Source organism: Halomonas chromatireducens (assembly GCF_001545155.1).
In the GTDB taxonomy this organism is placed as follows: domain Bacteria; phylum Pseudomonadota; class Gammaproteobacteria; order Pseudomonadales; family Halomonadaceae; genus Halomonas; species Halomonas chromatireducens.
Genome location: NZ_CP014226.1, coordinates 1,315,983 through 1,341,680, shown reverse-complemented (window position 1 = coordinate 1,341,680; position 25,698 = coordinate 1,315,983). Strand labels below are relative to the sequence as shown.

Below are 25,698 nucleotides of genomic sequence, written 5' to 3'. Positions count from 1 at the left end.
AAGCGGTGCGCCGGGGGCAGGCCGAAGAGGAGGTCTTTTTACCATGGATGGCAAAAGTAGCGCCCAGGGATGGGTTCACAGCGCCTCCTCGCAGGCCTGCCGCCGGATCAGCCCCGCGGGGCGCCGGGGACAAGCCAGAGAGGAGGTCTGTACCCTACGCCCTACAATTCTAGGTTGATCAGTCCGTTCCCGGATCAGCCCCGCGCTCCCGACGGCTGCAGTGTAAATTGTCAGGCTTGGACAGACTCGCGGAACAGCCACGGCCGCGCGGCGCGATGGCGTTGTTCGAAAGCGCGGATGGCATCCTCATCCTTGAGCGTCAGGCCGATATCATCGAGCCCCTCGAGCAGGCAGTGTTTGCGGAAGCCATCGACCTCGAACTCGATGATCTCGCCGGAGGGCGTAATCACCCGCTGGTTCTCCAGATCGACATCGAGGCGATAGCCTTCGTTGGCTTCCACCTCGGCGAAGAGACGATCGATCGTCTCCTCTGCCAGCGTGACCAGCAGCAGGCCGTTCTTGAAGGCGTTGTTGTAGAAGATGTCGGCGAAGCTCGGCGCGATCACCACACGAAAGCCAAAGTCCTCCAGCGCCCAGGGAGCGTGCTCGCGGGAGCTGCCGCAGCCGAAGTTGCGCCGCGTCAGCAGGACGCTGGCGCCCTGGTAGCGCGCCTGGTTGAGCACGAAATCGGGATTCAACGGACGCTGCGAGCAGTCCTGGCCGGGCTGCCCCTCGTCGAGATAGCGCAGCTCGTCGAAGAGGTTGACGCCAAAGCCGGTACGCTTGATCGACTTGAGGAACTGCTTCGGGATGATCAGGTCGGTGTCGACATTGGCCCGGTCCAGCGGTGCGACAAGGCCTTCGGTGCGTTCAAATTTGTTCATGGCTCAGGCCTCCTCTGCTACGGGCTGGTCGTCCAAACGACGCACATCGACAAAATGGCCGGCAATCGCGGCGGCAGCGGCCATCGCCGGGCTGACCAGGTGGGTACGTCCACCGTATCCCTGGCGCCCCTCGAAGTTGCGGTTCGAGGTGGACGCGCAGTGCTCCCCGGCGCCGAGCTTGTCGGCGTTCATGGCCAGGCACATGGAGCAGCCCGGCTCGCGCCACTCGAAACCGGCTTCGATGAAGATCTTGTCCAGGCCCTCGGCTTCGGCCTGGCGCTTCACCAGGCCGGAGCCCGGCACGACCATGGCAAGTTGAATGGAAGCTGCCACCTTCTTTCCGCGGGCCACCTTGGCCGCTTCGCGAAGATCCTCGATTCGCGAGTTGGTGCAGGAACCGATGAAGACCTTGTCGAGCCTGATATCGCTGATCTTCTGCTTGGGCTTGAGGCCCATGTACTCCAGCGCACGGGAATAGCCACGCTTGACCGTCTCATCGTCCTGCTCGGCCGGGTCGGGCACCTCGCCGGAGATGCCGGTGACCATTTCGGGGCTGGTGCCCCAGCTGACCTGGGGTTCGATCTCGGCGGCATCGAGATCCACCACCTTGTCGAACTCGGCGTCGCTGTCTGAAACCAGGTTGCGCCAATCGGCCACGGCAGAGTCCCACTGCTCACCGGACGGGGCAAAGGGCCGGTTGCCGAGGTAGTCGATGGTGGTCTCGTCCACCGCAATCAGCCCGACCCGGGCACCAGCCTCGATGGCCATGTTGCACACGGTCATGCGGCCTTCCATGGAAAGGTCGCGAATGGCGCTGCCGGCGAATTCGATGGCGTAACCAGTGCCTCCGGCGGTGCCGATCTTGCCGATGATGGCCAGCACAACATCCTTGGCGGTGACACCCGCGCCGAGCTCGCCCTCGACCCGAACCTGCATGTTCTTCATCTTCTGCGCCAGCAGGCACTGGGTGGCAAGCACGTGCTCCACCTCGGAGGTGCCGATGCCATGCGCAAGGGCCGCAAAGGCGCCGTGGGTGGCAGTGTGAGAGTCGCCACAGACCACGGTCATCCCCGGCAGTGTGGCGCCCTGCTCCGGCCCCACTACATGAACGATGCCCTGGCGCGGGTCGTTGATCTTGAACTCCTCGATGCCGAACTCGACGCAGTTGTCATCCAGCGTCTGCACCTGGATCAGCGACACCGGATCCTTGATGCCGGCGTTGCCCTCGGCACGCTCCTTGAGCGTCGTCGGCACGTTGTGGTCAGGCGTTGCCAGGTTGGCATCGAGCCGCCACGGCTTGCGCCCGGCCAGGCGCAGCCCCTCGAAGGCCTGCGGCGAAGTCACTTCGTGGAGCAACTGGCGGTCGATGTAGATCAGAGCTTAGCGCCTGGTCCGACTTTCGGGGACCCTACAGGTATTGGAAAAAACGCTTTAATTTTTTCCACTTTATTGCAGGGCGGCTGTTGGTCTCCATTGGCAAGACTAGGCAACACCGCGGTCGCGAGCTAAAGCTACCTCCAACAACTTCCTTTTCTTATACGGTGCGCGTCATGGGTGCTAGCTGATCAAACTAGCGCTTTGAGGTGCGAGCGCTAGATGCTGCTCAGCGAATCTTCGCCTCACCTTCAGCCAATACGCTCCATGCTTTGCGTTTCAGCGTAAGCGACCGGGCATCACCGCTTGTCAGTGATCAGGCAGTATGCTGCCAGTGGTGAGGCAGGAGTTCGTGGATCTGGCTGGCCTTCTGGGTCGGCAGCCGTTCCAGCACGTCTCGGAGATAGGCGTTTGGGGCCGGCTTCACCCTGGCCAGCCACGACATGGAAATCCGCGGCGCCGGTGAACTACTCGGCGAAGAACAGAGCGGCCAAATGGAGGCGATCGGCTATGGACTCTACATGCAGATGCTCGACCGAGCCGTGGCCGCCATTCGTGCCGGAAAGACACCCAACATCGACGCCCCGCTGGACGAGGGCGTGGAAGTGAGCCTCAACCTTCCGGCACTCATCCCGAGTGATTATCTGCCCGATGTCCAGCAACGCCTGGTGATGTACAAGCGCATCGCCAGTGCCGAGACCGAGGCCGACCTTAAGGAGCTGCAGGTGGAGATGATCGACCGCTTCGGCCTGCTTCCGACTCCGGTGAAAACCCTGCTGCGTCAGACCAGGCTGCGCCAGCGGGCCGAACGCCTGGGTATCGTGCGGCTCGAGGCCGGGGCCGCGAAGGGACGCCTGATCTTCGGCGCTCAGACCCGGGTCGACCCCTTGATCCTGGTACAGCTTATCCAGAAATCCCCGGAGTGCTATCGTCTCGACGGGGCCGATACGCTGCGCTTCACGCTGGAAATGGAAACGGAGGAGGCTCGCTTCCACGCCATCGAGCAACTGCTGACGGTACTCAACCGCAAGGCGGATGCCGCCTGAAACCACCCCCCGCACGGGTTTGTTTCATAGGAGGGACTCCCCGAGACCGGCCAGAGCGCTATAATGTCGATACGTGCTCTCAACATCGCAACCCAAGACACGAAACGGCATCACTGGCGTTCCGCCAGGATGCCTGAACCGTCGCTCCGCAGGGTACCGGGTGCTTCCTGCCTCGGCTGCAGACGACTCTCCAACGAGATCATGACGTTGATGAAAAACCCGACACTGGCCAAACGAACATTGCGCGCTGCCGCACTCTTCGGCCTTGTTGCCCTGCTCTCGGCTACGGCCTACGCCAATGAGTCCGATGAGGAAAGAACACTGCCCCGCGGCCACTTCCTGCTGCCTGAAGAGGGCAACATGATCGGCACGGCCTACACCGTTACCGTCGATGAGGGTGAAACCCTGATCGACATTGGACGTCGACACAATGTGGGCTATGACGAAATCCGCATGGCGAATCCGGATGTCAGCATCTGGGCGCCCTTTGCCGGTACCGAGGTCGTTATCCCGGCCAGATACATCCTGCCCGACGCTCCGCGTGAAGGGATCGTCATCAACCTCTCCGAACTGCGACTCTACTACTACTCCAGTGACGATGTGGTCGAAACCTACCCCATCAGTGTGGGCCGCGACGGCTTTGCCACACCCGTTGGCGTGACGAGGACCACCGTCAAGGTCAAGGACCCTCACTGGTCCCCGCCTCGCTCCATGCGAGAGGAAGCTGCCGCAAGAGGCGAGCCGCCGCCGGCAGTCGTGCCGCCAGGACCCGACAACCCCCTGGGAAGGCACGCCATCCTGCTGGGGCTGCCCAGCTACTTGATTCATGGCACCAACATGCCCGATGGGGTCGGCATGCGAGCCAGCCGCGGCTGTATCCGCATGTTCCCGGAAGATATCGAATCACTGTATGAGCGAGTGCCCAGCGGAACGAAGGTCAATATCATCGACCAGCCCTTCAAGGCAGCCTGGTCTCCCGACGGCATTCTCTATGCCCAGTCCTTCCCGCAGCTCGAGGAGAACCTGGGTGACTTTGAGCCGATTCTCAACGCCATTGAAGTGGTCGCCAGGACCTTCGGTGAAGAGAAACCGCCGGTGGACTATGCCCAGCTTCGCCGCATCGTCGAGAGTCCGAATGGCCAGATGGTCTCGCTGCTGAAGGTCGCCGATGAACAGCCGGGCGAACCGCGCCCTCGCCTGGATGGCATTGAAGAAGGCCTGTTCAGCGAACTGGAGCTGACCCAGCGGGAAGGGCTGATTTACGAGCTGGAGATCGTCCAGCGGTAACGCACCCCATCGCCTCAGTATCACAACGAGAAAACCCCGCCGAAGCGGGGTTTTCTCTTACTGCAGAACCGCCACCACCCTGACGGGCGATGCCGGCACTCCAACAGAATTACTTCTGCATGGAGCGCTGGAACATACGGTTCATTTCTTCGCGGTTCTGCTCGGACATCTGCAGAGCCGCCTGGGCGTCACGCTGAGCCTGGTTGGCAGTGTTCTGAGCCTGGGTCGCGATGCTGCGAGCTTCGGCAGCGTCAGCCTGAGCTGATTCAGCAGTCTGGCGAACTTCATCCAGAGCAGCGTTGGTAGCACAACCGGCCAGAATAGCCATGGATGCTGCAGCGGCGGTGAGCTTCAGGGTGGTCTTCAGAGTCATGGTGTTCTCCTTGAGTCTTCCTTGGTACTGCACGGGTTAGTACAGCGGCGTTAATGAAGCCTGAGATCAGGCGATCCTGCAAATGCAGGATTTCTTGCAGCGACTGCTGCCAAGCACAGGAGTCAAACGCTGTTTTATAATACCTTACGGCGCTTGTCCATAGCTCGAAACGTCCCTTACGCATATTGAGCCTAGCGGATCACGACGCGAGTGCCAATCTCGATTAGCTCGGAAAGCCTTTCGATCTGCTCGTTCGTCACCGCCACACACCCCTGAGTCCAGTGGTAGCTGGCATGCACATCAGGGTCTGCCCCACCGAGGCCATGGATACCGATAAACCCACCCAGCACGGTCTGCTGCGGTGGATAGCCGTGGCGCCGATAGTACGCGAAATAATCTTCGTAATCTCGTTCGGTGTAAAGCCCTGATTCGAGTGCCATGCGTGCGTGGGCCGGCGTCGGGTAGTCAAGGCCGATGAAGATGTGCCAATCGCTCTCGTTATTGAAGCGATTGACGCGAAATTCTCCCATTGGCGTCACATTGCCGCCTTGCAACCGTTCGGGCTTGGCTCCGGCTCTGCCCAGCGACACCGGGGCAAAACGTTCGACCAGGGTATTACCGCGAAAGACAGAAAGTACGGCCCGCTCGTCTTCAACCAGCACCCAGAGCTCATCATCATGGCGAGGAACCTGGGCGCGTGCGAGCAGGGTTTCGATCAAATTGGCTCGGGCGCTGCTAGGCAACAGAAGAGCGAGTGGCGCTGACAGGGCAAGCAGGCCGAAATGGCGTCGAGAGACAGAGGTCATCGGCTCCTCACAGGAGAAGAAGAAAGCAGAAATCAGGCCTTGTGGCGATGTTATAGCCTATCCGTTGTACAGCTGTCAGTCGAAATAGTACTGCAAAAAATTGTAGCTGGCGCGGCCTGCACCATTTCCGTGGCCCACAGAAGGGCCGTCATTTAGCCCCCCGCAGCGCGCTTGGGAAACAAGCACGCATTTATTTTGCGGACCATCATCATGAGCTATTCGCTTGCCATCAATGGGGGAGGATAGCGCCCATACGCAGCACTTCACGCAGCGTAGTCACGCCGGCCTCAGCCTTGGCCAGCCCATCGGAAAGCATCAAAACCTCACCTCTTTCGAGCAGCGCACGGCGCAGTATCGCCTCGTCAGCATGGCGCAAAATTCGTGCATGATCCTCAGGGGTCAGCTGCCACACTTCAAATACGCCGGTGCGCCCTCGGTAGCCAATATCGTTACAGTGCGCGCAACCGGTCGCCAACCAGACCCGCTCGGGTACGGGCAGGCCAATGGCATCCAGCCAATCGATATCACCGGGCGCCGGCTCCCCCGGCATACGACAATGCTCGCACAATCGGCGGACCAGTCTCTGAGCTATCACCAGACCCAGGTTTGCGCTGATCTCCGCATCGGTAAGCTCGAGATGGCGCAACGAAGATATAACGCCCACTGCATCACGACTGTGCAGCGTCCCCATGAGCGACCGGCCACTGCTGGAGACATTCAAGCACGCCTGCGCAGAGGCCGGACTGCGCACCTCGCCGATCAGCACATAGTCTGGATCAAGGCGCAGCACCGAGCGCGTGCCTGACACGAAGTCCAACCCGCTGTGGCTATCCACCTGGATCTGGTTGATGCCGGGAATTTCATACTCCACCGGATCTTCCAGAGTAACCACATGGCTGTCGGTGAGGCGAAGCTGGTTGAGCAGCGTGTAGAGTGTGGTCGTCTTGCCCGCTCCGGTGGGACCGGCTACCAGCAGCATGCCGCCCGTGGCATCCATCCAGCGGCGTATGCCCTGGGAGGCATGCTCGCCGATGCCCAGTTCGAGCGTATCGTCAAAGGAGCGCGGCGACGCGAGGAAGCGAATGGCAAGCTTTTCGCCAGCCACGCAGTTTACCGCTGTTACCCGTAGAAACACCTCTTCGTCAACAGAACGGGGCCAACTGAAGCTGCCCTCGGCGCTCACCAGCGTGGGAACGGGATTGAGCCCAGAGAGTACCTTGAACTGATTTACCAGACGCAGGCCAATGGCAGCATCCACTTGCACGGCATCAATGACACGACCGTCGATTCGCAATCTGATGCGATACGCCGCCTGAATGGGATCAAGATGTACGTCTGTCGCTCGGGCGGCAATCGCATCATCGAGCAACGCATGTGCCTCCAACGCCTCATCCCCAGGCCCCGGTGAGTTTTCCAACAGAGGGGCCAGGGAGGGCAACAATCGCGGATGGCGATCGGTGGTGGGTTTCATGAGCATCTCCTGCGTGCTTGGGAGCGCGAAGTCAGGTTTGACGTTACCGTAGCGTCCTGCCCAGTCAGCCTAGCCCCTGTCAGCGCTTCTGCACGCCCTGGCGCCGCTCATATCGACGAGCTCTAGCACCAGCCCTGCTCAGTTGGGCAGCCCCTGGCTCCTCAAGTAATCATCATAGCTTCCAGTGAAATCGACGATCCCGGTGTCGCTCATATCGAGGATGCGGGTGGCCAGGGAGGAGACGAATTCGCGATCATGACTGACGAAGATGAGCGTACCGGGGTAGTGCTCCAGCGCCAGGTTGAGCGCCTCGATGGACTCCATGTCCAGGTGGTTGGTAGGTTCATCCATCAGCAGTACGTTGGGTCGGGTCAACGTGAGCTTGCCGAAGAGCATTCGCCCCTGCTCTCCGCCCGAGATGACCTTCACCGACTTTTCGATATCATCGCTGGAAAAGAGCATTCGACCCAGGGCACCGCGGATCACCTGCTCCCCCCCATCGCTCCACTGGGCCATCCATTCGAATAGCGTCGCATCGTTGGAAAAATCGATGGTGTGGTCCTGGGCAAAAATGCCCAGCTCCGCACTGTCGGTCCAGCGTACCATGCCGCTTTGGGGATGGAGATCACCGGCCAGGGTCCGCAGAAGTGTTGTCTTGCCGATCCCGTTTGGACCGATGATGGCGATTCGCTCCCCGGCCTCGACGGTCATGGAGAGCCCTTCGAACAGCAACGGCTCACCCGCATACCCCTGGCTCAGGGCCTCGACATTGACCGCGTTGCGATGGATCTTCTTGCCCTGCTCGAAGCGAATGAAGGGACTGACGCGACTGGAAGGCTTGATGTCCTCGAGCTTGATCTTCTCGATCTGACGCGCCCGGGAAGTCGCCTGCTTGGCCTTGGAGGCGTTGGCCGAGAAGCGGCTGACGAAGGTCTGCAGCTCGGCGATCTGAGCCTTCTTCTTGGCATTGTCGGCGTACTGGCGCTCGCGGGCCGCCGTGGCAACGGTCATGTAGTCGTCGTAGTTACCGGGGAACAGCTTGATCTCGCCGTAGTCCAGGTCCGCCATATGCGTGCAGACACTGTTCAGGAAATGGCGGTCGTGGGAAATGATGATCATTGTGCTGCTACGGGCCGTGAGGATGCCTTCCAGCCAGCGGATCGTATTGATATCCAGATGGTTGGTGGGCTCGTCGAGCAGCAGCACATCGGGATCGGAGAAAAGCGCCTGAGCCAGCAGCACGCGTAGCTTCCAGCCCGGCGCCACTTCGCTCATGGGGCCGGCATGCTGCTCGATGGGAATTCCGAGCCCCATCAGCAACTCACCGGCACGGGACTCGGCGGTATAGCCGTCGAGCTCGGCGAACCGCACCTCCAGGTCGGCCACAGCCATGCCATCCTCTTCGCTCATCTCGGGTAACGAATAAATGCGCTCTCGCTCTGCAGCCACTTCCCAGAGTTCGCGATTACCCATGATGACGGTATCAATGACCCGCTCGTCTTCGAAGGCGAACTGATCCTGGCGCAGCTTACCGAGGCGGAGGCCCGACTCGACCATCACCTGACCGGAGGAGGGGTCCAGGTCGCCCCCCAGGATTTTCATGAAGGTGGACTTGCCGCAGCCGTTGGCTCCGATCAAACCGTAGCGGTGACCGTTGCCAAACTTGATGGAAACGTTCTCGAACAGGGGCTTTGCCCCGAACTGCATGGTGATATTGGCGGTGGAGATCACGTAGAAGGCCCAATCGTAGGGAAACGCTGAACAAATCACCGAGCGAGATGAAGCGCAAGGCGCACGGAGCACAGGAACCGGAGCATATGGGGTATATGTGAGGATCCGACGGTCCGACGCTTCGGCACCGCGCAACGCAGCGATTCGCTCGTGTAGGCTTTGGGTAGTGTTTCCGTATTGCAAAAGAGCGCGATTGTACCGCTTATGGCCGCCGATCACATGGCTATTGCCCCCACCGACCCTAACTATCGCCCCGCCAGAGCGGAATCCAGCGGGACGATAGCAAGGAGAGAGCTGGTGTCTGGGGCAATATCAGTCCTGTCGCTCCACGGTAAAGATGCTCTGCAGCTTGTGCTTCTTGCCGTAGATATGAACGGTGGTCTCATCGAAGGGGAAGCGGTCCCGATACTCGCTATGGTTATTGAAACGCGGCTTGTGGGCATTGATCATGGCCGCCGCAAGCCGCTCGCGATTGGCGTGACCGGCCAGCCCGACGGCATACCAGACCTCCTCGCCCGGCTGCAGGAAGGCCTCCCACTGGTCGTGATCCTCATGGTGTTCCAGGCCGTAGCGGGCACTCCGATGCTCGCCCACATAGAGCAGTTCCTGCACGTCCATTTCGCTGGTTTCGGGATCTTTGGCGGCCCGAAACACGCAGTAGATACCGGATTCATCCGGGGTATCATGCAGTTGATCTCGAGTCCAGTAGCCCAGCATCTTGGGAGATAAAAGCTGTTCTGACATGGGGGTCTTCCTCCTGGTTGCTCAGTAATCCTCGAGTCGCTGCATGTCGCGGACAATTCGCCGAACCTCAGCTTCATGCCCGGCAGCGAGGGCTTCGAAGAACGCTCTTTCGTCGCTCCCCCCGGCCAGCTCGCTGCGGTGTGCATAGAGATCCTGCAGCATTCTGTGCGCGGTCAGTGCCGTCGCCAATACGCTTTGCACACTCTCACTGTCGACCCCATCTGGCAGACGTTCAAGTACAGGCGCATGGGGAAAATCGTTGGGCTCGTCGAACCAGGCCTCAAGCACGGCTGTATGATCGCTGCCGTCATCCAGGTAGCCGGCCAGATCGGCCTGCTGCTTGCGCTCACGCTCCGCCAGATAGTCCAAGGCCATGCGCACACGGTCGTCAACGCCGCTGGCTGCCAACCTCGTGTAATTTGAGGCTAGATTGGCATGGTAGTCAGCCGCCCAATGCACCAGCTCCTTCACTTGGTGAAAGCGCATACGAATTCCCCCGTTAGCATCAACGGCAGCCGCCATCGGCTTACCTTGATTTCATCTTAGCCAATGCACGACAGGGGTGGCTTGATGCATATCAACGTGAAGCGATATGCACTAGCGAAGCAGTGAGGAGTCGATGGCAATGAAGTCGCTGGCCGCCCGTATCAGCGAGTCGGCCGTCAAGCGTTCCACCCCGACCACGTCCACGGGGATGTCGCAGCGCTGCCGGATTCGCTCGACCAGCAGGTCGAAGTCGCCGTCGCCGGAGACGAGTACCAGCCGCTCCACGGCTGGGGCCGCCTCCATGGCATCCAGCGCAATTCCCACGTCCCAGTCGCCCTTGGCCGAGCCATCGCTGCGCTGGATGTAGGGCTTGAGCTTCACGCTGAAGCCGATGCCACGCAGGATGTTCTGGAACTGGCGCTGCCTGGGATCGCCTCGCTCCACGGCGTAGGCGTTGGCCACGACCACGTCACGGCCGGCAGCAAAGCGGGCCCAGAAGGCGTAATAGTCGAAATGTCGGCCGAAGGCCTGACGGGTGGTGTAGTAGACGTTCTGCACATCGACAAAGATCGCGACACGCTCGGCTCGATTCACCACTCCTGGCTGGTCTCGCGCAGGGCCGCCACTTCGCGCTTGGCCTCCTTCAGGCAGGCGCGCAGCTCATCGCCCAGCGCCGCCGCGCTGCCCACTGCGATCAGGCCGGGGGCTGCTGTTGCGCCTCGACGGCGTGCCACTCCGCCGCTTTCATGCAACGCCTCGATCCTACCGAGTAGCCAGGCCAGCCAGCTCTCCGGACGGGCCGCGAGTTCACGAAGCCGATGGAGCTCTGCCACCGGCTCGCCCCGGGGATCGAGAAGCTCACGCCAGTCATGACGGGGCAGACGAGCGTGTTCTGTGACTTCCTGCAGCAGCGACTCCAGCGCCAGCTCCGCCAGAGCCAACGCCCCCTCCTCGGCCGCCATGCGGCGCGCTTCGGCATGCTCATCGCTACCCGGCGGCGTATCGAGCAGCAGTTCAGCCTGATAGAGCAGCTGATTGGTGCGGGCTCGCGGGGTCATTTCCGCTTGTCCTCCACCTGCCATCTGCCGTTGTCGAAGAAGGCCTTCCAACCGGTCGCCTTGCCCTCCTCCTCGGTCATCACGAACTGCTCCTTGGTCTTGCGCGAGAAGCGGATCTGGCTCGGTCGACCATCGGGATCCTCGACGGGAGCATCGAGCAGGTAGTGGTATTTCTCGGGCAGCGCCTCGGCATGCGCCTTGAGTTCACGCACCAGCGGCGGACGCGTTTCCCGATTCTTGGGAAACTTGCTGGCAGCCAGGAACAGCCCGCTGGCACCGTCACGCAGGACATAGTGGTCCTCCACCTTCTGACACGCCAGCTCAGGCATGGGGATCGGATCCATCTTGGGCGGTGCCACTTCGCCGCTCTTGAGCAACTTGCGGGTGTTCTTGCACTCGCTGTTGGTACAGCCAAAGTACTTGCCGAAGCGACCGGACTTGAGCTGCATCTCGCTGCCGCACTTGTCGCACTCAATGGTGGGGCCGTCATAGCCCTTGATGCGGAACCGACCCTGCTCGACTTCGTAGCCGTCACAGTCGGGACTGTTACCGCAGATATGCAGCTTGCGCTGCTCGTCGATCAGGTAGCTGTCCATGGCCGTACCGCACTTGGGGCAACGGTGCTTGGCACGCAGCGCCTCGGTCTCGGCTTCCTCGTCGGCATCGGCGGCTACCGCCTCCTCGCCGGGCAGCAGGTCGATGGTGGTCTTGCAACGCTCCTTGGGCGGCAGGTTGTAGCCGGAGCAGCCCAGGAAGACGCCAGTGGAGGCCGTACGGATCTGCATCTTGCGCCCGCAGGTGGGGCAGTCAATATCCGTGGGGACCGGCTGATTCGGCCGCATCCCGTCCTCGCTCTGGGCCGCTTCCAGCTCTTCACGGAATTCCGCATAGAAGGCATCGAGCAGCTCCTGCCAGTTGCGCTCACCTTCGGCCACCTCGTCGAGGCCATCTTCCATGCGCGCCGTGAACGAGAAATCCATCAGGTCCGGGAAGGACTCCTTGAGCCGCTCGGTGACGATATCGCCAAGCTTTTCGGCATAGAAACGACGGTTCTCGAGCTTGACGTAACCGCGGTCCTGGATCGTGGAGATGATCGAAGCGTAGGTGGAGGGCCGGCCGATGCCGCGCTTCTCGAGTTCCTTGACCAGGCTCGCCTCGGTATAGCGAGCCGCCGGCTTGGTGAAGTGCTGCCTTGGGTCCAGCGCCGCGAGGCTCATGGGAGTCCCGGTTGGCAGATCGGGCAGGGCCTGGTCTTCGTTCTTCCCGGCCGGCTTCATGACACGGGTATAGCCATCGAACTTGAGCACACGGCCCTTGGCACGCAACTCGTATCCTGCGGTTTCCACGGTCAGGGTACTGGAGAGATACTCCGCCGGCGTCATCTGGCAGGCCACGAACTGACGCCAGATCAATTCATAGAGGCGCTCGGCATCACGCTCCATGCCGGCCAGTTCACCCGCCTTGCGCTGCACCTCCGAGGGACGGATGGCCTCGTGCGCCTCCTGGGCCCCCTCTTTGCTGGAGTAGCGATTGGGTGCTTCAGGCAAGTACCGGCTGCCGAATTCCGCATTGATGTACTCACGCACGTTCTCAACCGCATCTTTCGACAGGTTGGTGGAATCGGTACGCATATAGGTAATGTAGCCTGCCTCGTAGAGGCGCTGGGCCAGTGTCATGGTCTTCTTCACCGAGAATCCGAGGCGGCCACTGGCGGCCTGCTGCAGGGTCGAGGTGATGAAGGGAGCATTCGGCTTCGAGCGGGTAGGCTTGTCCTCACGGGCGGTAATGGCGAGGCTCGCCTTACGCAGCGCCGCAATGCGTTCCATGGTTTCGGCTTCCGAGGTGGGCCGAAACGCCTTGCCATCCTGGCGAACCAGTTCAAAGCGAACGGGCTCACCATCGCTCGACACCAGATCGGCGTGTACATCCCAGAATTCCTCGGGCACGAAGGCACGTATTTCACGCTCGCGCTCGACGATCAGGCGCACGGCCACCGATTGGACTCGGCCTGCGGAAAGGCCACGGGCGATCTTTGCCCATAGCAGTGGCGACAGCATGAAGCCCACCACGCGGTCCAGGAATCGACGTGCCTGCTGTGCCTCGACACGAGGTATGTTGAGGCTGCCCGGCTCGGTGAAGGCCTCCTGAATGGCGTTCTTGGTGATCTCATTGAAGACCACGCGCTTGTAGCGTGAGTCCTCGCCGCCGATGGTCTCTTTCAGGTGCCAGGCAATGGCCTCCCCCTCGCGATCAAGGTCGGTCGCGAGATAGACGGCATCGGCTTTTTCAGCAAGCTTCTGCAATTCTGCCACGACCTTTTCCTTGCCGGGCAGAATCTCGTAATGCGCCTTCCAGCCATGTTCCGGATCGATACCCATCCGGCGGATCAGTTGATCCTTGGCCCGGTGCTGCTTGTACTCGGCCTTCTCCTCGGGCGACATCTTGCGGGTAGCCGCAGCCTGGCGTGCGCGCTCCTTGGGATCTGAGGCCGTCTTGCCCGAGCCGCTGGTCGGCAGGTCGCGGATATGGCCCACGCTCGACTTCACGATGAACTCGCTGCCGAGATACTTGTTGATCGTCTTGGCCTTGGCCGGCGACTCGACGATGACCAATGACTTGCCCATAGTGCTCCACTTTCTGCGCGGCGAGGACCCGATGGTCCCCCCTGACGGTTCCGGCCCGCCTGTCCGAGCGGACGATCCTCGCGGGGGTGAAAAATGCGCTTACCCTACCCCAGCAACCCGCTTTGCGCCAGTCACGGCCCGAATGGTAGCACGGCGCAAGTACTCTGAACGTAGCAGCAAGGCAGGCCTGTTGTCGTCTACGACAGCAGGCCTGCCAACGCCATGGCCATAATGCGTGTGCCCCCGCCGATGGAATCGGCAGGGGCACGATACTGCAACAAGCCATCAGCGCTTGCGAGGTTTACGAGTCGCTTTCGGCTTTGGTTTCGTCTCGGCCTGCTTGGGCTCGGCTTGCTTGGGCTCGGCTTGCTTGGGCTCGGCCTTGGTCTGCTTTGGCTCGGCCTGCTTGGGCTCGGCTTGCTTTGGCTCGGCCTGCTTTGGCTCGGCCTGCTTTGGCTCGGCCTGCTTTGGCTCGGCCTTGGTCTGCTTAGGCTCCGACTTGGAGGGCGAAGTGCTGCCAAGCAGCTTCTCGACCTCGCCACGGGCAACTAGCTCAGCCCTGGCGCCACTCTCCACATCGGCATGCAGCTCGGCCATTGCCTGGCGCTGATCCGCCGGCTCGACCCGCTCCAAGGCAATGGCAAAAAGCTGTCTAATACGCTCGTAGCGCTTGCTTGCCTGCTCGCTGAGCTCTCCGCTGGCGGCCAGCACATGATCGATATGCTCAAGATGACCGCGAATGGCATCGCCCTTCTCTCCGGACAGAAGCTCGGGAATTGCCTCCAGCGCAGCGTCCCGGTCCAGCTTGAGGATGAAGAACTGGTCACGCACGAGCTGCTTGAAATCAGCGAGGTCAAGGCCCGGCTCGAGTTCAGCGCGTGAGGCACGCAGGCGCTTGAAGTTCCTCTCATCGGTGGTAGGTGCGCCACCCAGCACGTGGATCACGGAACGCATCACGGCTTCATGACTGCTACCCTCGGCAACGTGTTGGCGAAGCTCTTCACGGCGATGCTCGATGAAGCGGCGATGCTCGGGCTCGCTTCCCGGGCGACGCCGGTGTGAATGGGCGTCTCCGCCCAGTCCCACCATGGCCTGCAGCAGCGGCTGGCCATAGATCTGCAGGAATAGCTGCTCGGTGGCGTTGTCGCGTAGCTCACGCCAGGCATCGAGCCCCCGGGTAAGCTGGTCAGAGGCGATTCCTTCGAAGGTGCGAAAGATATTATCCTTGCCCACCGGATGACGATCCTGGCGCACCCAGTCAGCCAGCACGGGTAGCGGGACGGAAAGCGGATTACGGTCTGAGAGCAGCTTGTAGCCCAGGCGAATGGGATGCGTGCGACGAATCAGCCGCGATGCCTCAGGCGTCATCACCCCCCTCACCCACGGCTGAACGAAGAGCCGATAGAGTCCCAGATTGATCTCCGAGATCCGTGCCACCGTGGCGAAACGCGTGTCATCGTCTTCCCTGTGCCGAATGACATCCCGGTTCATGCCTTCGATGGAGCGAGGCTTGAACTCGAGGAGGTAGTCACGTTCGATCAGTTCCGCATCGCTCCGCTCAGCCGCACTCGTCACCTTGGTCTCGTAGAGCCCCGGAGGCAACACATCGATGTAATCGATGTTGGCGGTGAATTCGGTATGCTCCTTGCGGGATACACTGCCCGAGACGAAGATGCCCAGGTGGCCGGTGGTGTCATGCACGCAGTAGACAATTGTCTGGTTGCTGGCGATGATGTCGTCCACGTCTTCATAGAGATCCCGCACCCAGCCCAGTGCCTGGGGCGGCGGCGTGATGTCATCGCCCTGGGAGCAGAACACCACTACCGGCGAACGCACGTTGCGCAGGTCGATGCGCCGACCGTCGGAAGTGACCAGCTGCGAGGTGGAGAGACGGTTGCCGATGAAGAGGTTATCGACGATGTACTGGATCTCCTCTCCACCGAGCACCACGTGGCCGCCCCACCAGCGTTCGAAGTTCAGGTACCGGTCGGCTTCGGTGTCGACGTTAGCAAATAGCTGGTACTGCTTGCCCCACCAGGTGTTGGCCGGGTTGAGCTTTTCGAAGTTCTGCACCAGCAAGGCGCCGTCGAACTGGCCGCTACCGATGTCGCTGGCCAGCGCAGTCATCCAGCTGCCCCCGGACATGCCGCCGGTATACCGCATCGGTGCCTTGCCACGCTCACCGGCCCAGTAGGAGAGCGGGGCACCGGCAATCAGAATCGGCCCGAACAGGTCGGGTTCGAGCGATGCGGCCATCATGATCTGCCACCCGGCCTGGCAGTTACCCACGACCATTGGCTTCTCTTCAGCCTCAGGGTGGAGCTCTATGACACGTCGCAGGAACGCGATTTCTGCTTCTACCACGTCCTCCACCGTCTGCCCCACTTCGGGATAGGGCAAGAAGCCGATGAAATAGCAGGGGTGACCGGCACGCAGGGCCACGCCGATCTCACTGTCAGGCTTGAAACCACCAATCCCCGGGCCGTGTCCCGCACGCGGATCCACTACCACAAAGGGGCGGGATTGAAGGTCCAGCTCAACATCGCGCGGGGGCAGAATTCTCATCAACTCATAGTTGACCGGTCGCGGCAGCGTGCGGCCATCCATTACAACCTCGGCATCGAAACCCAGAACATTGGGGTTGGATTTCTCGATATGCTCAAGGTACTGGTTGCCGCGCTCGCGCATCACATCCATGTACAACACGCTGCGTTCGGCGGCATCACGCCAGTAACCGAACGCGGCACGGCCGAAACCGAAGGGATCGAAAAAGCTAATCGCCGCTTCAGGCGGTGTCGGCATCAGTGAGGTCATGTGCGACTCCAGGGTTCGCTGGCACCGATTGTGTCGGGCACCAGGAGGAGAAATTGATTGCTGCAATGCAACAAGCATAGTACGTCGAGGGTCCTGATGACGAGTCATTTTGTCGACTTTCTGTATCGAGAATCCGTAAGATTCTGTTTTGGCTGCCTTTTCCACGACACTCTATACGCCACTCCACTCTGCCAAGGCGCGCCGCTCCCTGCGGTTTGCCTCGGCGGCATCACGCCCCCAGACCAGCAGCCGCGCATCAGGGGCACCGGCGCCCTCCCCCCGGGGCCGATCGAGCCTGACACCCGGCCCACCGCTCAGGAAACCACCGGGAAACGACAAAAGATGCAAGCGTGCCTGGCCGGGACGTCCCGGCCCATGCCCCATCTGCCCTACCCTCGGACGCCTCAGCCGACCGCCCCCCATCAGACGTAGCTGTTCAACGGCAAGGTCGAGCCCGGTAAGCACTTCTGCCAGGCCCTCATAGCCGGTCAAGCCGGCACGAATGCCGGTATAACCCAGGCGATTGCCGACCAGCGTAAAGCTCAACGTCGCCAGGCCAACCAACCCTATCGACCGGGCTCCCCTGACGGCAAGCTGGCCCAGGTAAGCGCGCTGTTCGGGCGTCAGCCTGTCACTGGGCGCTACCGCATGCCTCGGTCCGAGAATCTCATGCTCGACAAGAGCGAGCGACTGCCCTCGGGCATCGACCAGTACCGGCAGGTGGAGCGGAGGGGATGACGCCTCCAAGGGACTTAGCGGCACCCCCGCCTCTCGCATCAACTGTCGACTCACCGCCCGGTCATGCATTGCTGCCTGGAGACTGGCGTGGGGGCCAACAAATCCCAGACCGGCCTGCCGGCTGGTTCGCGCCAAGCAGCAGTGTTCGCCGCTTCCTGCCTCGCCGGGATGCAGGAGATCACAGCCTAAGCGCAAGGCATGCGCCACCAGTTCGGCGCCGGCCTTGCCATCGCTACCGTGCCAGGTCAGTCCCAGCTCGGTGCATGCCTGGCCGGGCCGTAGCGCCTCGAGGCCATTACCCGCCACCATGACCGTTTTCCAGGCGCTACGCTGGCTTGCACCAGTGTCGCTAGGCTCCATGACGCTGTTCCCCGTGATCGTGAACGCCCCCAACCGGGCATGACCGCTGCCCGCAGCGGTGATAGCATGAAAACGATGTTCAATGGGTGCCTGGCGCCCCTCCAGCGGATCGATCAATGACCACGCCAAGTCTGCTGAACCGCCTGACCTTCCGCCAACTCCAGGTCTTTCAGGCCGTCTATCGCCAGCACTCCTACTCCCGGGCGGCCGAGTCGCTGGGATTGACCCAACCGGCGGTCAGCGCCCAGATACGGCAGCTGGAACAGGCCCTGGGTCAGCCACTGTTCAAGTATTCCGGAAAGACACTGCATGTACTGCCTGCAGCCGATGCACTGTACGCTTCGTCCCAGGCCATTTTTGGCCAGGTGTCACGACTGCAGATGGCACTCTCGGATATGGCCGGCACGATTTCCGGGGAGCTCAACCTGGCGGCCGTGTCCACCGCACAATATGTTGTGCCGCATCTGATCGCACGTTTTCGCGCCCATTACCCCAATGTTCAGGTTCGCCTCCAGGTATGCAACCGGAGCCAGGCACTCCAGCGTCTGGCCGAGCGCCGCGACGACCTGGTGATCATGGCCATGGTGCCCGAAGACGATGATAGCCTGGAGTTTATGCCGATACTGGAGAACGAACTGATTCCGATAGTATGGCCCGGACATCCACTGCTGGCGGCCCACGATCCCACACTGGAGGATCTGGCCCAGCACTATCTGCTGATGCGCGAATCGGGTTCCGGGGTTCGTACCGCCTTCGAGCAGCAGGCGGCCGACCAGGACGTAGCCCTCCCTCACACCATGGAGCTGGGCACCAACGAGGCCATCAAGCAGGGCGTGATGGCACATTTGGGCGTGGCGGTCTTGCCGCGGCTGGCCGTGAGGCTGGAGCTGAGAGCCGGTCTGCTGGCCGAACTTGAACTGCCCGGCTTTCCCCTGCGCCGCTCCTGGTGCACGGTCTACCCCCGTGACCGCTTCCCCACCCCGGTGACTGAGCTATTTCTGCGCTTCGTCCGCGAGCGTCTCGGCGAGTTCGAGGCTCACTTCAAGGCGCCTCCGAGGCCGATTCCGGACCACGGCGTGGTGTGCCTGCCAATTCCGCCCCACTGAGCGGAGACACGCGTCCCTCCGCTGTCCCCTCCCGAGGCAAATATGGTAGATTAGCGGCCTGCGACCAACGTATCAATCTGCGGGCCATACTGTGCTCGTGCCATTGGCGTCGTCCCTTCCGGGCGCGTGCGGCACATACCCAAATGGCCCCGGCAGCCGCCGAGTGGAGGGGCTCACACCCTTATGAGCGACAGCACCTCAAAACGCGTTCCCAGCGGTGAGAAATTCCGCAACGAACATGGCATGGCCGTGATCAAGGATGGCATCAAGCAGCAGCGCAAACAGGCCGAAGAGCAGCCCGAGCCGGGCAGGAAGCCGCAGTGGCTGCGCGCCCAGATCCCCGGCGGCGAGCGCTTCGAGGCGGTCAAGAAGAATGTCAGCACACACCGCCTGAGTACCGTCTGTGCCGAGTCGCACTGCCCCAACATGGGAGAGTGCTGGAGCAACGGCACGGCTACCATCATGCTGATGGGATCAGTGTGTACGCGTGCCTGCCGCTTCTGCGCCGTGGATACCGGCAACCCCAAGGGCTGGCTGGACAGCGAAGAGCCTGCCAACACCGCCAAGTCTGTCGAGCTGATGGGGTTACGCTACGTAGTGCTGACCTCGGTGGATCGCGACGACCTGCCCGATGGCGGTGCGACACACTACGCCGATTGCATCCGCGCCATCAAGGCGAACACGCCCAAGGTGGTGGTGGAAGCCCTCACCCCCGATTTCGACGGCGACCTGCCGGCCATCGAGCGCGTCGTCGACTCCGGCCTGGAGGTCTTTGCCCAGAACGTCGAGACGGTGGAGCGCCTCACGCACCGGGTCCGCGATCCACGGGCCGGCTACCGCAAGACGCTCGACGTTCTGGCACATGCCAAGCGATACAAGCCGGAGGTCCTGACCAAGACAAGTCTCATGCTGGGCCTGGGCGAGACCGAGGAGGAGATCCTGGCCACCCTGGACGACCTGCGCGCCATCGGCGTGGATATCGTCACCCTCGGCCAGTACCTGCGCCCCACGCGCAACCACCTGCCGGTCGAACGCTGGGTCACTCCCCATGAATTCGAGCGCTATCGCCAGTTGGGCCTGGAAAAGGGCTTTCTGGAAGTGGCCTCGGGGCCGCTGGTTCGATCCAGCTATCGGGCTGATCAGGTTTTCGAGAAGAACAATCTCGGTCTCGCAGCGCCCGCCGAGGTGCCGGGCCAGGAAGCGAACCCCAACCGCATCGACGCCGTCAACGTGGGTTAACCAGCTCCCCTTCCAGCTCGAGCGCCAGGGCCTGTGCCAGGCGCTCTCCCACTGCCTCAACGCCGGGACAATCGACAATAAGGTCGGCAAGACGCGTCATGGCCATGCCCGCGTAGCCACAGGGGTTGATGCGGTCGAAGGGGGAAATGTCACCATCAACGTTGAGTGCCACCCCATGAAAGCTCGCCCCGCGACGAATGCGCAGCCCCAGCGAGGCGATCTTGGCCTGACCCACGTAGACACCTGGGGCATCGGGCCGCGCTCGCGCCTCCACATCGAACTCCGCCAGCACGGCGATCACGGCATTCTCCAGGGCTGAAACCAGATCTCGCACGCCTAGCCGGGCACGTCGTACATCCAGCAGCGGGTAGAGCACCACCTGCCCGGGGCCATGATAGGTCACCTGTCCACCGCGATCGGTCTGAACCACGGGTATATCGCCCGGCATCAGCAGATGCTCGGGCTTGCCAGCCTGGCCCTGGGTAAATACCGGATCGTGTTCCACCAGCCACAGCTGGTCGGGTGTACGTTCGTCACGGGTATCAGTCAGCGTGCGCATGGCTTGCCAGACCGGCTCGTAGGCACAGCGGCCCAGGCGGTGAAGCTCAAGTTCACCCATCAAACCACCATGTGGACACGCCCGGTGGCCTTGAGCTCGGCAAACAGCGCCTTGAGCTGGGCCTCACCGGTGGCGCGCATGGTCAGCCGTACCGACTGGAAGCGTGCGTTGCGGCTCTCCACCACTTCCAGTGTCGTCGCATCGAACTCGCTGTCATGGCGTGACACCACCTGACAGACCATGGCAGCAAAGTCCTCGGCGGCATCCCCCACCACCTTGATCGGGTAATCACAAGGGAAAGCGATCGTCGGCGGCGCACCGGGTGGCTCTGCCTTTGTCTTTGACGCCCGACGCAGGTCGCGCAGCTTCCTGTCGCTCATGTCCTTTCTACCCTTCAGCGCATTTGCGAATATGTTACTCGTCTATTCTACAGTGCCCAAGATCGACACCATCCAGGATGCCGACTAGCCGAACCAGCCACCGATCAGATTACTGAAGAAGCGCCTGACCTGGTCAAACAGCTGCTTGAAAATATTGCCCTCTTCGATCGACTCGAGGGCAACCAGGGCCTGCTCGCCGACGATGTCATCACCTAGGCGTACTTCCAGCGTTCCGACACGATCGCCCTGGTTGACGGGGGCACTGATGTCCTGATTAATGTCGAGACGGGCGCCGAGCTCTTGATTTCGGGCTCGGGGAACGGTCATGAAGACGTTCTCATCGACACCAACGCGCAATTCGTTTCTCTCCCCCCCCCAGATACGCGGAGTATTCAGCACGGCACCCTGCTCGTAGAGGTTCAGCGTCTCGTAGTAGCGAAAGCCATAGCTGAGCAATTTCTGCGTTTCCTGGGCCCGGGATTCTTCGGAGCTGGTGCCCATCACCACCGAAATCAGACGCATGTCGTCACGCATTGCCGAAGCCACCAAGCCATAGCCCGCCTCGGTCGTCCAGCCAGTCTTCAAGCCATCGACGGTGGGATCGCGCCACAGCAGGCGGTTACGATTGGGCTGACGAATATCACTGTAGGTGAAGTACTTTTCGGCGTAGACCGCGTAGTGCTCGGGATAGTCGTTGATGATGTATTGCGAAAGCAGCGCCATGTCGCGAGCAGAGGAGTACTGCTCCGGATGCGGCAGGCCGGTGGAATTGGTGAAATTGGTATTGTGCAGGCCCAGGCGCGTGGCGTGCTGGTTCATAAGGTCGGCAAAAGGCGCCTCTCCGCCGGCCAAGTGCTCTGCCACGGCGACGCTGGCGTCGTTACCGGAGGCGATGATAATGCCGTAGAGCAGGTCGCGAATCGATACTTCGGTATCGACCTCGATAAACATCTTCGAACCACCGGTGCGCCAGGCATTCTCACTGACACGTACCATATCGTCCATGCTGATATTACCGCGATCCAGCTCCCGCTCCACCAGATAGGCCGTCATCAGCTTGGTGAGACTCGCCGGGGGCAGGCGCTCATCGGCGTTATGCTCGACCAGCACCCGGCCGCTGTTGGCATCCATGAGAAACCATGACTTGGCCGCAATTTGCGGGGGAGCGGGAATCATGGTTTGAGGCGTCGGCACCGCCTGGGCCAGCGCCTGTGCGGTCATCAGAACCAGGCTCAGCAGCATCGCCGGCAACAATAGCGGGCGGAGTTTACGGAACAGCACTCTCATTGGTTTGGATCTCATCGGAAACATCGGAAAGTGAGAAGCAAGGCGCCGATCAGTCGGCGCCATTGACGATAAACGCCTGGTCGAAACCGGCGCGCCTGAGTTCGGCGCGGGCCGGCTCGACCTGGGTAGCACTAGACAAGGGTCCAACTTGTACCCGATACATGCCGGCCGAGTCGGCCACCCGTACCGGATGCGACAGCTCGCCATCGAGCCTCGCCTTCAGCGCCTGTGCATTGTCCACCGAACCCAGGGCCGCAATCTGCAGATAGATGGCGGCCTGGTCAACGGCGGGCTCCGTCGTGCCTTGACTCGACGCAGAAACCGCCTGAGCCGAACCGCTGGCTGGTGCGGAGACGGCCTGCTGGGCCGGCTCCGCCTGGATCGTCCGAGCCTCGGCGGCTGGCGAGGATTGGACCGCCGACGAAGCTGTCCGGTTCTCGCCGTTGCGACCATTTTCTGCCAGCCATCGCTCGGGGTCGATCGCCTCCACCTTCACCCGGCCAGTGCCGCGATCCAGAATATCCAGGCGCGCAGCAGCGGCATAGGAAAGGTCGATCTCACGGTCATTGTGGAAGGGACCCCGGTCGTTGACCCGCACGATCACTGAACGGCCGTTCTCGAGACTTGTCACCCTGGCATAGGTCGGAAGCGGAAGCGAACGGTGAGCGGCGGTCATCTTGTACATGTCGTAGATTTCGCCGTTCGAGGTGGCATACCCGTGGAATTTCTCGCCGTACCAGGAAGCGGTTCCCTGCCGGGCGTAGCCGCTGGCATCTGGCAGTACCCGGTAGGTCTTGCCCCACACCTCATAGGTCGAACGGTTGCCGCCTCGGGACAGTGGCTCGACACGGGGCACCGCATCCGGGATCTTGCTGACGTCCGGTGGGTTTTCGGGATAGGCATCGCCACTCATGGCATAGCGCCCACCGCCGGTGGGTGCCGACGAGGGTACGCTACGCGAAGCCTCACGCTCGCCCGAGGGCGGTGAACCACCGCCACCGGCACAGCCGGCCAGCAGCGTGGCCAGTGCCAGGCCGAGATACCAGGGCTTCATTCCCCACCCCCGCCGTTGCTCGTCGGCTCGAGCGGGTGGGCCTCCAGCTCACGCGCGGCTTCGATCGCCTCGGCAAGCTCGGTCACCGCCATGGCGTAGAGGTGACTGTGATTGTAGCGGGTGATGACGTAGAAATTCTCATGACCCACCCGGTAACGCCAGGCCTCTTCGGACACCTCCAGGGAGAGCGGCACCACCAGGGCATCGTCATCGAGGCCGGCCTCGACCCGGATACCCGCCTCGGCAAGCTCGGCGACGCTGGCATAGGGCCTGGCCGTGCGGTTGAAATCCACCGTCGCCGGCGGCGCGTCCGGCCCTTGGGCTTCATGATAGATCGGGCTGCCCGGCTGCCAGCCATGTACTGCAAAATAGTTGGCGACGCTGCCGATGGCGTCCACCGGGTTGGTCCACAGGTCCCGCACGCCGTCATCGTCAAAGTCCACGGCATAGGCGCGGTAGCTGGTCGGAATGAATTGCGGGTAACCCATGGCGCCGGCGTAGGAACCCTTCAGGCTGCCCGGGTCCACGTCCTGCTCCCGGGTGATTTCGAGAAAGGCCGTCAGTTCGCCATGGAAGAAACTGCCCCGGACGGGATGATGGAAGGCCAGGGTCGACAGCGAGTCGATGACCCGATGGCGACCGGTAAAGCGTCCATAGCTGGTCTCGACGCCGATGATGGCGGCAATCATTTCCGCCGGCACGCCATATTCGGCCTCGGCGCGGGCGAACGCATCATGATGCCCCTCGATGAAGGCCACGCCCCGCTCGATCCGCTCCGGCTGCAGGAAGATTTCCCGGTACTCGTCCCAGCGCAACCGACGCTCCGCGGCGCCTTCCATGGCGTCCAGCACACCTTGCTGGAACTCGGCACTGCGCAGGGCCGCCTCCAGCCACTCTCGCTCGATACCCCGATCGACGAGAGTATCGACAAGCTGCCTCGCTCCATCGTGTTCCGCTGGGTCGAAGTCTGCGGCACTCGACCCTGGCGCCAGCATCAACAAGGCCAATGCGGCAACGGCGGTACCGCTGGCCCTTTTCCATTTACCCACTGGCATCATTCGCTCGCCACTCCTGCTGGGGCTTGTCGTCCAAGTATGACCATCGCTCACCGTCGCTAACGCGGCAACAGGCGACGGTGGCCATGAATGGACATGAGAATACCGAAACCTGCCAGCAAGGTCACGCTGGAGGTGCCACCGTAACTGACCAGCGGCAGGGGGACGCCGACCACCGGCAGGATCCCGCTGACCATGCCTACATTGACGAAGACATAAATGAAGAACGTCAGGATAATACTGCCAGCGAGAAGCCGGCCAAAGGTGTCGTGTGCCCCTGCCGCCAGCCAGAGACCGCGGGTGACAATCATCAGGTAGAGGACCAGCACGACGAGCATGCCAACGAGCCCGAACTCCTCGCCCAAGACGGCGACGATGAAGTCTGTATGCCGCTCAGGCAGAAACTCCAGCTGGGACTGTGTGCCCTGCAGCCAGCCCTTGCCCCATACGCCGCCACTGCCGATGGCCGTGGTCGACTGGATGATGTTCCAGCCGGACCCCAGCGGATCGCTTTCAGGGTTGAGAAAGGTGAGTACCCGCTGCCGCTGATAGTTGTGCAGGTTCATCCACAGCAGCGGCAAGGCGGAGGCGGCCAATACCAGCAGGAAGGCGATGAAGCGCCAGGAGAGGCCGGCCAGAAGCACTACGAATACCGCAGCACTGGTGACCAGCAGGGACGTGCCCAGGTCAGGCTGTCGCGCAATCAGCAATACCGGGACACCGATCAGCACGCCACAGACCAGCAGGTCATACCAGCGGGGAGGCAGCTCACGCCGGCTCAGCCACGCTGCCACCATCAGCGGCATGGCCAGCTTCATCAGCTCCGATGGCTGGAAACGCACCACGCCGGGAATGGTCAACCAGCGCTGCGCGCCCATGCCCATGTCACCCACCAGCTCGACCGCCACCAGCATGAGCAGGCTGGCACCGTAGACAAGCGGAGCCCAGCGCAACAAGGTGGTTGGCGTCATCTGCGCCAACACTAGCATGACAACCACCGCCACCAGGAAACGAGACCCCTGGGCGATGACGGCATCCATGTTTTGCCCGCTGGCGCTATAAAGCACGCCCAGGCCGGCCACCATCAGTATCAGCAGCATGAGCAACAGCCAGGGGTCGAGATGAGCACGCTCCCAGATGCTCTTGCGACGCGCGATTCCGCTCTCGGGTGGACGCACCGGTCGGCGGCGCAGGCTTCTGGTCAGATACGTCAACGCCATTG

Annotated in this window: 21 protein-coding genes and 3 pseudogenes; 4 read left to right on the top strand and 20 right to left on the bottom strand. The window is 61.9% G+C overall.

The window, feature by feature from the left end:
* Nucleotides 1-230: 230 nt before the first annotated feature.
* From leuD to LOKO_RS18650, 3 genes and pseudogenes are all read right to left on the bottom strand, one after another.
* On the bottom strand, nucleotides 231-884 hold the full coding sequence (leuD, locus tag LOKO_RS06330; protein WP_066446475.1) for a 3-isopropylmalate dehydratase small subunit: 654 nt from the start codon (nucleotides 882-884) through the stop codon (nucleotides 231-233).
* A 3-nt stretch (nucleotides 885-887) separates the two neighbouring features.
* Nucleotides 888-2,264 (bottom strand): annotated as a pseudogene (gene leuC, locus LOKO_RS06325) (3-isopropylmalate dehydratase large subunit); the annotation flags it as partial.
* Nucleotides 2,265-2,574: 310 nt separating this feature from the next.
* Nucleotides 2,575-2,673, bottom strand: a pseudogene (locus LOKO_RS18650) (transposase domain-containing protein); the annotation flags it as partial.
* On the opposite strand from LOKO_RS18650, the pseudogene LOKO_RS06320 reads away from it, so the two are divergent.
* Both LOKO_RS06320 and LOKO_RS06315 read left to right on the top strand, forming a co-directional pair.
* Nucleotides 2,672-3,304, top strand: a pseudogene (locus tag LOKO_RS06320) (TRCF domain-containing protein); the annotation flags it as partial. The pseudogenes LOKO_RS18650 and LOKO_RS06320 overlap by 2 nt on opposite strands.
* A gap of 210 nt (nucleotides 3,305-3,514) precedes the next feature.
* Nucleotides 3,515-4,591, top strand: a complete 1,077-nt coding sequence (locus tag LOKO_RS06315; protein ID WP_066446469.1) for a L,D-transpeptidase family protein — start codon at nucleotides 3,515-3,517, stop codon at nucleotides 4,589-4,591.
* A gap of 109 nt (nucleotides 4,592-4,700) precedes the next feature.
* On the opposite strand, the gene LOKO_RS06310 is transcribed toward LOKO_RS06315, so the two are convergent.
* The 11 genes from LOKO_RS06310 to LOKO_RS06260 form a co-directional block, all read right to left on the bottom strand.
* On the bottom strand, nucleotides 4,701-4,964 hold the full coding sequence (locus tag LOKO_RS06310; RefSeq protein WP_043518089.1) for an Lpp/OprI family alanine-zipper lipoprotein: 264 nt from the start codon (nucleotides 4,962-4,964) through the stop codon (nucleotides 4,701-4,703).
* A gap of 191 nt (nucleotides 4,965-5,155) precedes the next feature.
* Entirely contained in the window at nucleotides 5,156-5,770 is a 615-nt protein-coding gene (locus tag LOKO_RS06305; protein ID WP_066446467.1) for a L,D-transpeptidase family protein, read from the bottom strand.
* A 229-nt stretch (nucleotides 5,771-5,999) separates the two neighbouring features.
* Complete coding sequence (locus LOKO_RS06300; RefSeq protein ID WP_235588952.1) at nucleotides 6,000-7,139, bottom strand: GspE/PulE family protein; 1,140 nt, start codon at nucleotides 7,137-7,139, stop codon at nucleotides 6,000-6,002.
* A 240-nt stretch (nucleotides 7,140-7,379) separates the two neighbouring features.
* Nucleotides 7,380-8,972 carry an ABC-F family ATPase gene (locus tag LOKO_RS06295; RefSeq protein ID WP_066446461.1) on the bottom strand — a complete coding sequence of 531 codons (1,593 nt, stop codon included), beginning with the start codon at nucleotides 8,970-8,972 and terminating at the stop codon, nucleotides 7,380-7,382.
* A gap of 312 nt (nucleotides 8,973-9,284) precedes the next feature.
* Nucleotides 9,285-9,716, bottom strand: coding sequence for a hypothetical protein (locus tag LOKO_RS06290; protein WP_066446460.1), 432 nt, complete (start codon nucleotides 9,714-9,716; stop codon nucleotides 9,285-9,287).
* 21 nt (nucleotides 9,717-9,737) lie between these two features.
* Nucleotides 9,738-10,238 (bottom strand): 2-hydroxyacyl-CoA dehydratase, encoded by a 501-nt coding sequence (locus LOKO_RS06285; protein ID WP_235588951.1) that lies wholly within the window; start codon nucleotides 10,236-10,238, stop codon nucleotides 9,738-9,740.
* A gap of 75 nt (nucleotides 10,239-10,313) precedes the next feature.
* Nucleotides 10,314-10,799, bottom strand: a complete 486-nt coding sequence (locus LOKO_RS06280) for a LabA-like NYN domain-containing protein (protein ID WP_235588950.1) — start codon at nucleotides 10,797-10,799, stop codon at nucleotides 10,314-10,316.
* Entirely contained in the window at nucleotides 10,793-11,260 is a 468-nt protein-coding gene (locus tag LOKO_RS06275) for a DUF6586 family protein (protein WP_066446451.1), read from the bottom strand. Before LOKO_RS06275 ends, LOKO_RS06280 begins: the two co-directional genes overlap by 7 nt.
* Nucleotides 11,257-13,884: a type I DNA topoisomerase gene (gene topA / locus LOKO_RS06270; RefSeq protein WP_066446449.1), complete on the bottom strand. Its 2,628-nt coding sequence runs from the start codon at nucleotides 13,882-13,884 to the stop codon at nucleotides 11,257-11,259. The genes LOKO_RS06275 and topA overlap by 4 nt, the downstream gene beginning before the upstream one ends.
* A 285-nt stretch (nucleotides 13,885-14,169) precedes the next feature.
* The gene (locus LOKO_RS06265) at nucleotides 14,170-16,698 is read right to left on the bottom strand and encodes a DUF3141 domain-containing protein (protein ID WP_083517454.1); all 2,529 of its coding nucleotides are present in this window, start codon (nucleotides 16,696-16,698) and stop codon (nucleotides 14,170-14,172) included.
* Nucleotides 16,699-16,869: 171 nt separating this feature from the next.
* Entirely contained in the window at nucleotides 16,870-17,796 is a 927-nt protein-coding gene (locus LOKO_RS06260) for an ATP-binding protein (RefSeq protein WP_144439621.1), read from the bottom strand.
* Between the two features lie 116 nt (nucleotides 17,797-17,912).
* On the opposite strand from LOKO_RS06260, the gene LOKO_RS06255 reads away from it, so the two are divergent.
* Together LOKO_RS06255 and lipA are read left to right on the top strand one after the other, a co-directional pair.
* Entirely contained in the window at nucleotides 17,913-18,902 is a 990-nt protein-coding gene (locus LOKO_RS06255; RefSeq protein ID WP_066446443.1) for a LysR family transcriptional regulator, read from the top strand.
* Between the two features lie 183 nt (nucleotides 18,903-19,085).
* Nucleotides 19,086-20,141, top strand: coding sequence for a lipoyl synthase (lipA, locus tag LOKO_RS06250; RefSeq protein WP_066446440.1), 1,056 nt, complete (start codon nucleotides 19,086-19,088; stop codon nucleotides 20,139-20,141).
* Here the strand turns inward: lipA and lipB are convergent.
* The 6 genes from lipB to rodA all read right to left on the bottom strand — a co-directional run bounded on the left by lipB (nucleotide 20,128) and on the right by rodA (nucleotide 25,696).
* Complete coding sequence (gene lipB, locus LOKO_RS06245) at nucleotides 20,128-20,760, bottom strand: lipoyl(octanoyl) transferase LipB (protein WP_066446437.1); 633 nt, start codon at nucleotides 20,758-20,760, stop codon at nucleotides 20,128-20,130. The two genes, lipA and lipB, sit on opposite strands and share 14 nt — an antisense overlap.
* A complete protein-coding gene (locus tag LOKO_RS06240) occupies nucleotides 20,760-21,080 on the bottom strand; it encodes an HP0495 family protein (RefSeq protein WP_066446436.1) in 321 nt (106 codons plus the stop codon). Before LOKO_RS06240 ends, lipB begins: the two co-directional genes overlap by 1 nt.
* 84 nt (nucleotides 21,081-21,164) lie before the next feature.
* The gene (locus LOKO_RS06235; RefSeq protein ID WP_144439718.1) at nucleotides 21,165-22,322 is read right to left on the bottom strand and encodes a D-alanyl-D-alanine carboxypeptidase family protein; all 1,158 of its coding nucleotides are present in this window, start codon (nucleotides 22,320-22,322) and stop codon (nucleotides 21,165-21,167) included.
* Nucleotides 22,323-22,416: 94 nt separating this feature from the next.
* Nucleotides 22,417-23,421: a septal ring lytic transglycosylase RlpA family protein gene (locus LOKO_RS06230; protein ID WP_066446431.1), complete on the bottom strand. Its 1,005-nt coding sequence runs from the start codon at nucleotides 23,419-23,421 to the stop codon at nucleotides 22,417-22,419.
* Nucleotides 23,418-24,479: a lytic murein transglycosylase B gene (gene mltB / locus LOKO_RS06225; protein WP_144439620.1), complete on the bottom strand. Its 1,062-nt coding sequence runs from the start codon at nucleotides 24,477-24,479 to the stop codon at nucleotides 23,418-23,420. The genes LOKO_RS06230 and mltB overlap by 4 nt, the downstream gene beginning before the upstream one ends.
* A gap of 56 nt (nucleotides 24,480-24,535) precedes the next feature.
* A complete protein-coding gene (gene rodA / locus LOKO_RS06220) occupies nucleotides 24,536-25,696 on the bottom strand; it encodes a rod shape-determining protein RodA (protein WP_066446427.1) in 1,161 nt (386 codons plus the stop codon).
* Nucleotides 25,697-25,698 lie beyond the last annotated feature (2 nt).

Excerpts from the sequence above, each read along its gene's own strand:
- leuD (WP_066446475.1), bottom strand. The coding sequence starts at position 884 with ATGAACAAATTTGAACGCACCGAAGGCCTTGTCGCACCGCTGGACCGG.
- LOKO_RS06315 (WP_066446469.1), top strand. The coding sequence starts at position 3,515 with ATGAAAAACCCGACACTGGCCAAACGAACATTGCGCGCTGCCGCACTC.
- LOKO_RS06310 (WP_043518089.1), bottom strand. The coding sequence starts at position 4,964 with ATGACTCTGAAGACCACCCTGAAGCTCACCGCCGCTGCAGCATCCATG.
- LOKO_RS06305 (WP_066446467.1), bottom strand. The coding sequence starts at position 5,770 with ATGACCTCTGTCTCTCGACGCCATTTCGGCCTGCTTGCCCTGTCAGCG.
- LOKO_RS06290 (WP_066446460.1), bottom strand. The coding sequence starts at position 9,716 with ATGTCAGAACAGCTTTTATCTCCCAAGATGCTGGGCTACTGGACTCGA.
- LOKO_RS06285 (WP_235588951.1), bottom strand. The coding sequence starts at position 10,238 with ATGGCGGCTGCCGTTGATGCTAACGGGGGAATTCGTATGCGCTTTCAC.
- LOKO_RS06275 (WP_066446451.1), bottom strand. The coding sequence starts at position 11,260 with ATGACCCCGCGAGCCCGCACCAATCAGCTGCTCTATCAGGCTGAACTG.
- topA (WP_066446449.1), bottom strand. The coding sequence starts at position 13,884 with ATGGGCAAGTCATTGGTCATCGTCGAGTCGCCGGCCAAGGCCAAGACG.
- LOKO_RS06265 (WP_083517454.1), bottom strand. The coding sequence starts at position 16,698 with ATGACCTCACTGATGCCGACACCGCCTGAAGCGGCGATTAGCTTTTTC.
- LOKO_RS06260 (WP_144439621.1), bottom strand. The coding sequence starts at position 17,796 with ATGGAGCCTAGCGACACTGGTGCAAGCCAGCGTAGCGCCTGGAAAACG.
- LOKO_RS06255 (WP_066446443.1), top strand. The coding sequence starts at position 17,913 with ATGACCACGCCAAGTCTGCTGAACCGCCTGACCTTCCGCCAACTCCAG.
- lipA (WP_066446440.1), top strand. The coding sequence starts at position 19,086 with ATGAGCGACAGCACCTCAAAACGCGTTCCCAGCGGTGAGAAATTCCGC.
- lipB (WP_066446437.1), bottom strand. The coding sequence starts at position 20,760 with ATGGGTGAACTTGAGCTTCACCGCCTGGGCCGCTGTGCCTACGAGCCG.
- LOKO_RS06240 (WP_066446436.1), bottom strand. The coding sequence starts at position 21,080 with ATGAGCGACAGGAAGCTGCGCGACCTGCGTCGGGCGTCAAAGACAAAG.
- LOKO_RS06235 (WP_144439718.1), bottom strand. The coding sequence starts at position 22,322 with ATGCTGCTGAGCCTGGTTCTGATGACCGCACAGGCGCTGGCCCAGGCG.
- LOKO_RS06230 (WP_066446431.1), bottom strand. The coding sequence starts at position 23,421 with ATGAAGCCCTGGTATCTCGGCCTGGCACTGGCCACGCTGCTGGCCGGC.
- mltB (WP_144439620.1), bottom strand. The coding sequence starts at position 24,479 with ATGATGCCAGTGGGTAAATGGAAAAGGGCCAGCGGTACCGCCGTTGCC.
- rodA (WP_066446427.1), bottom strand. The coding sequence starts at position 25,696 with ATGGCGTTGACGTATCTGACCAGAAGCCTGCGCCGCCGACCGGTGCGT.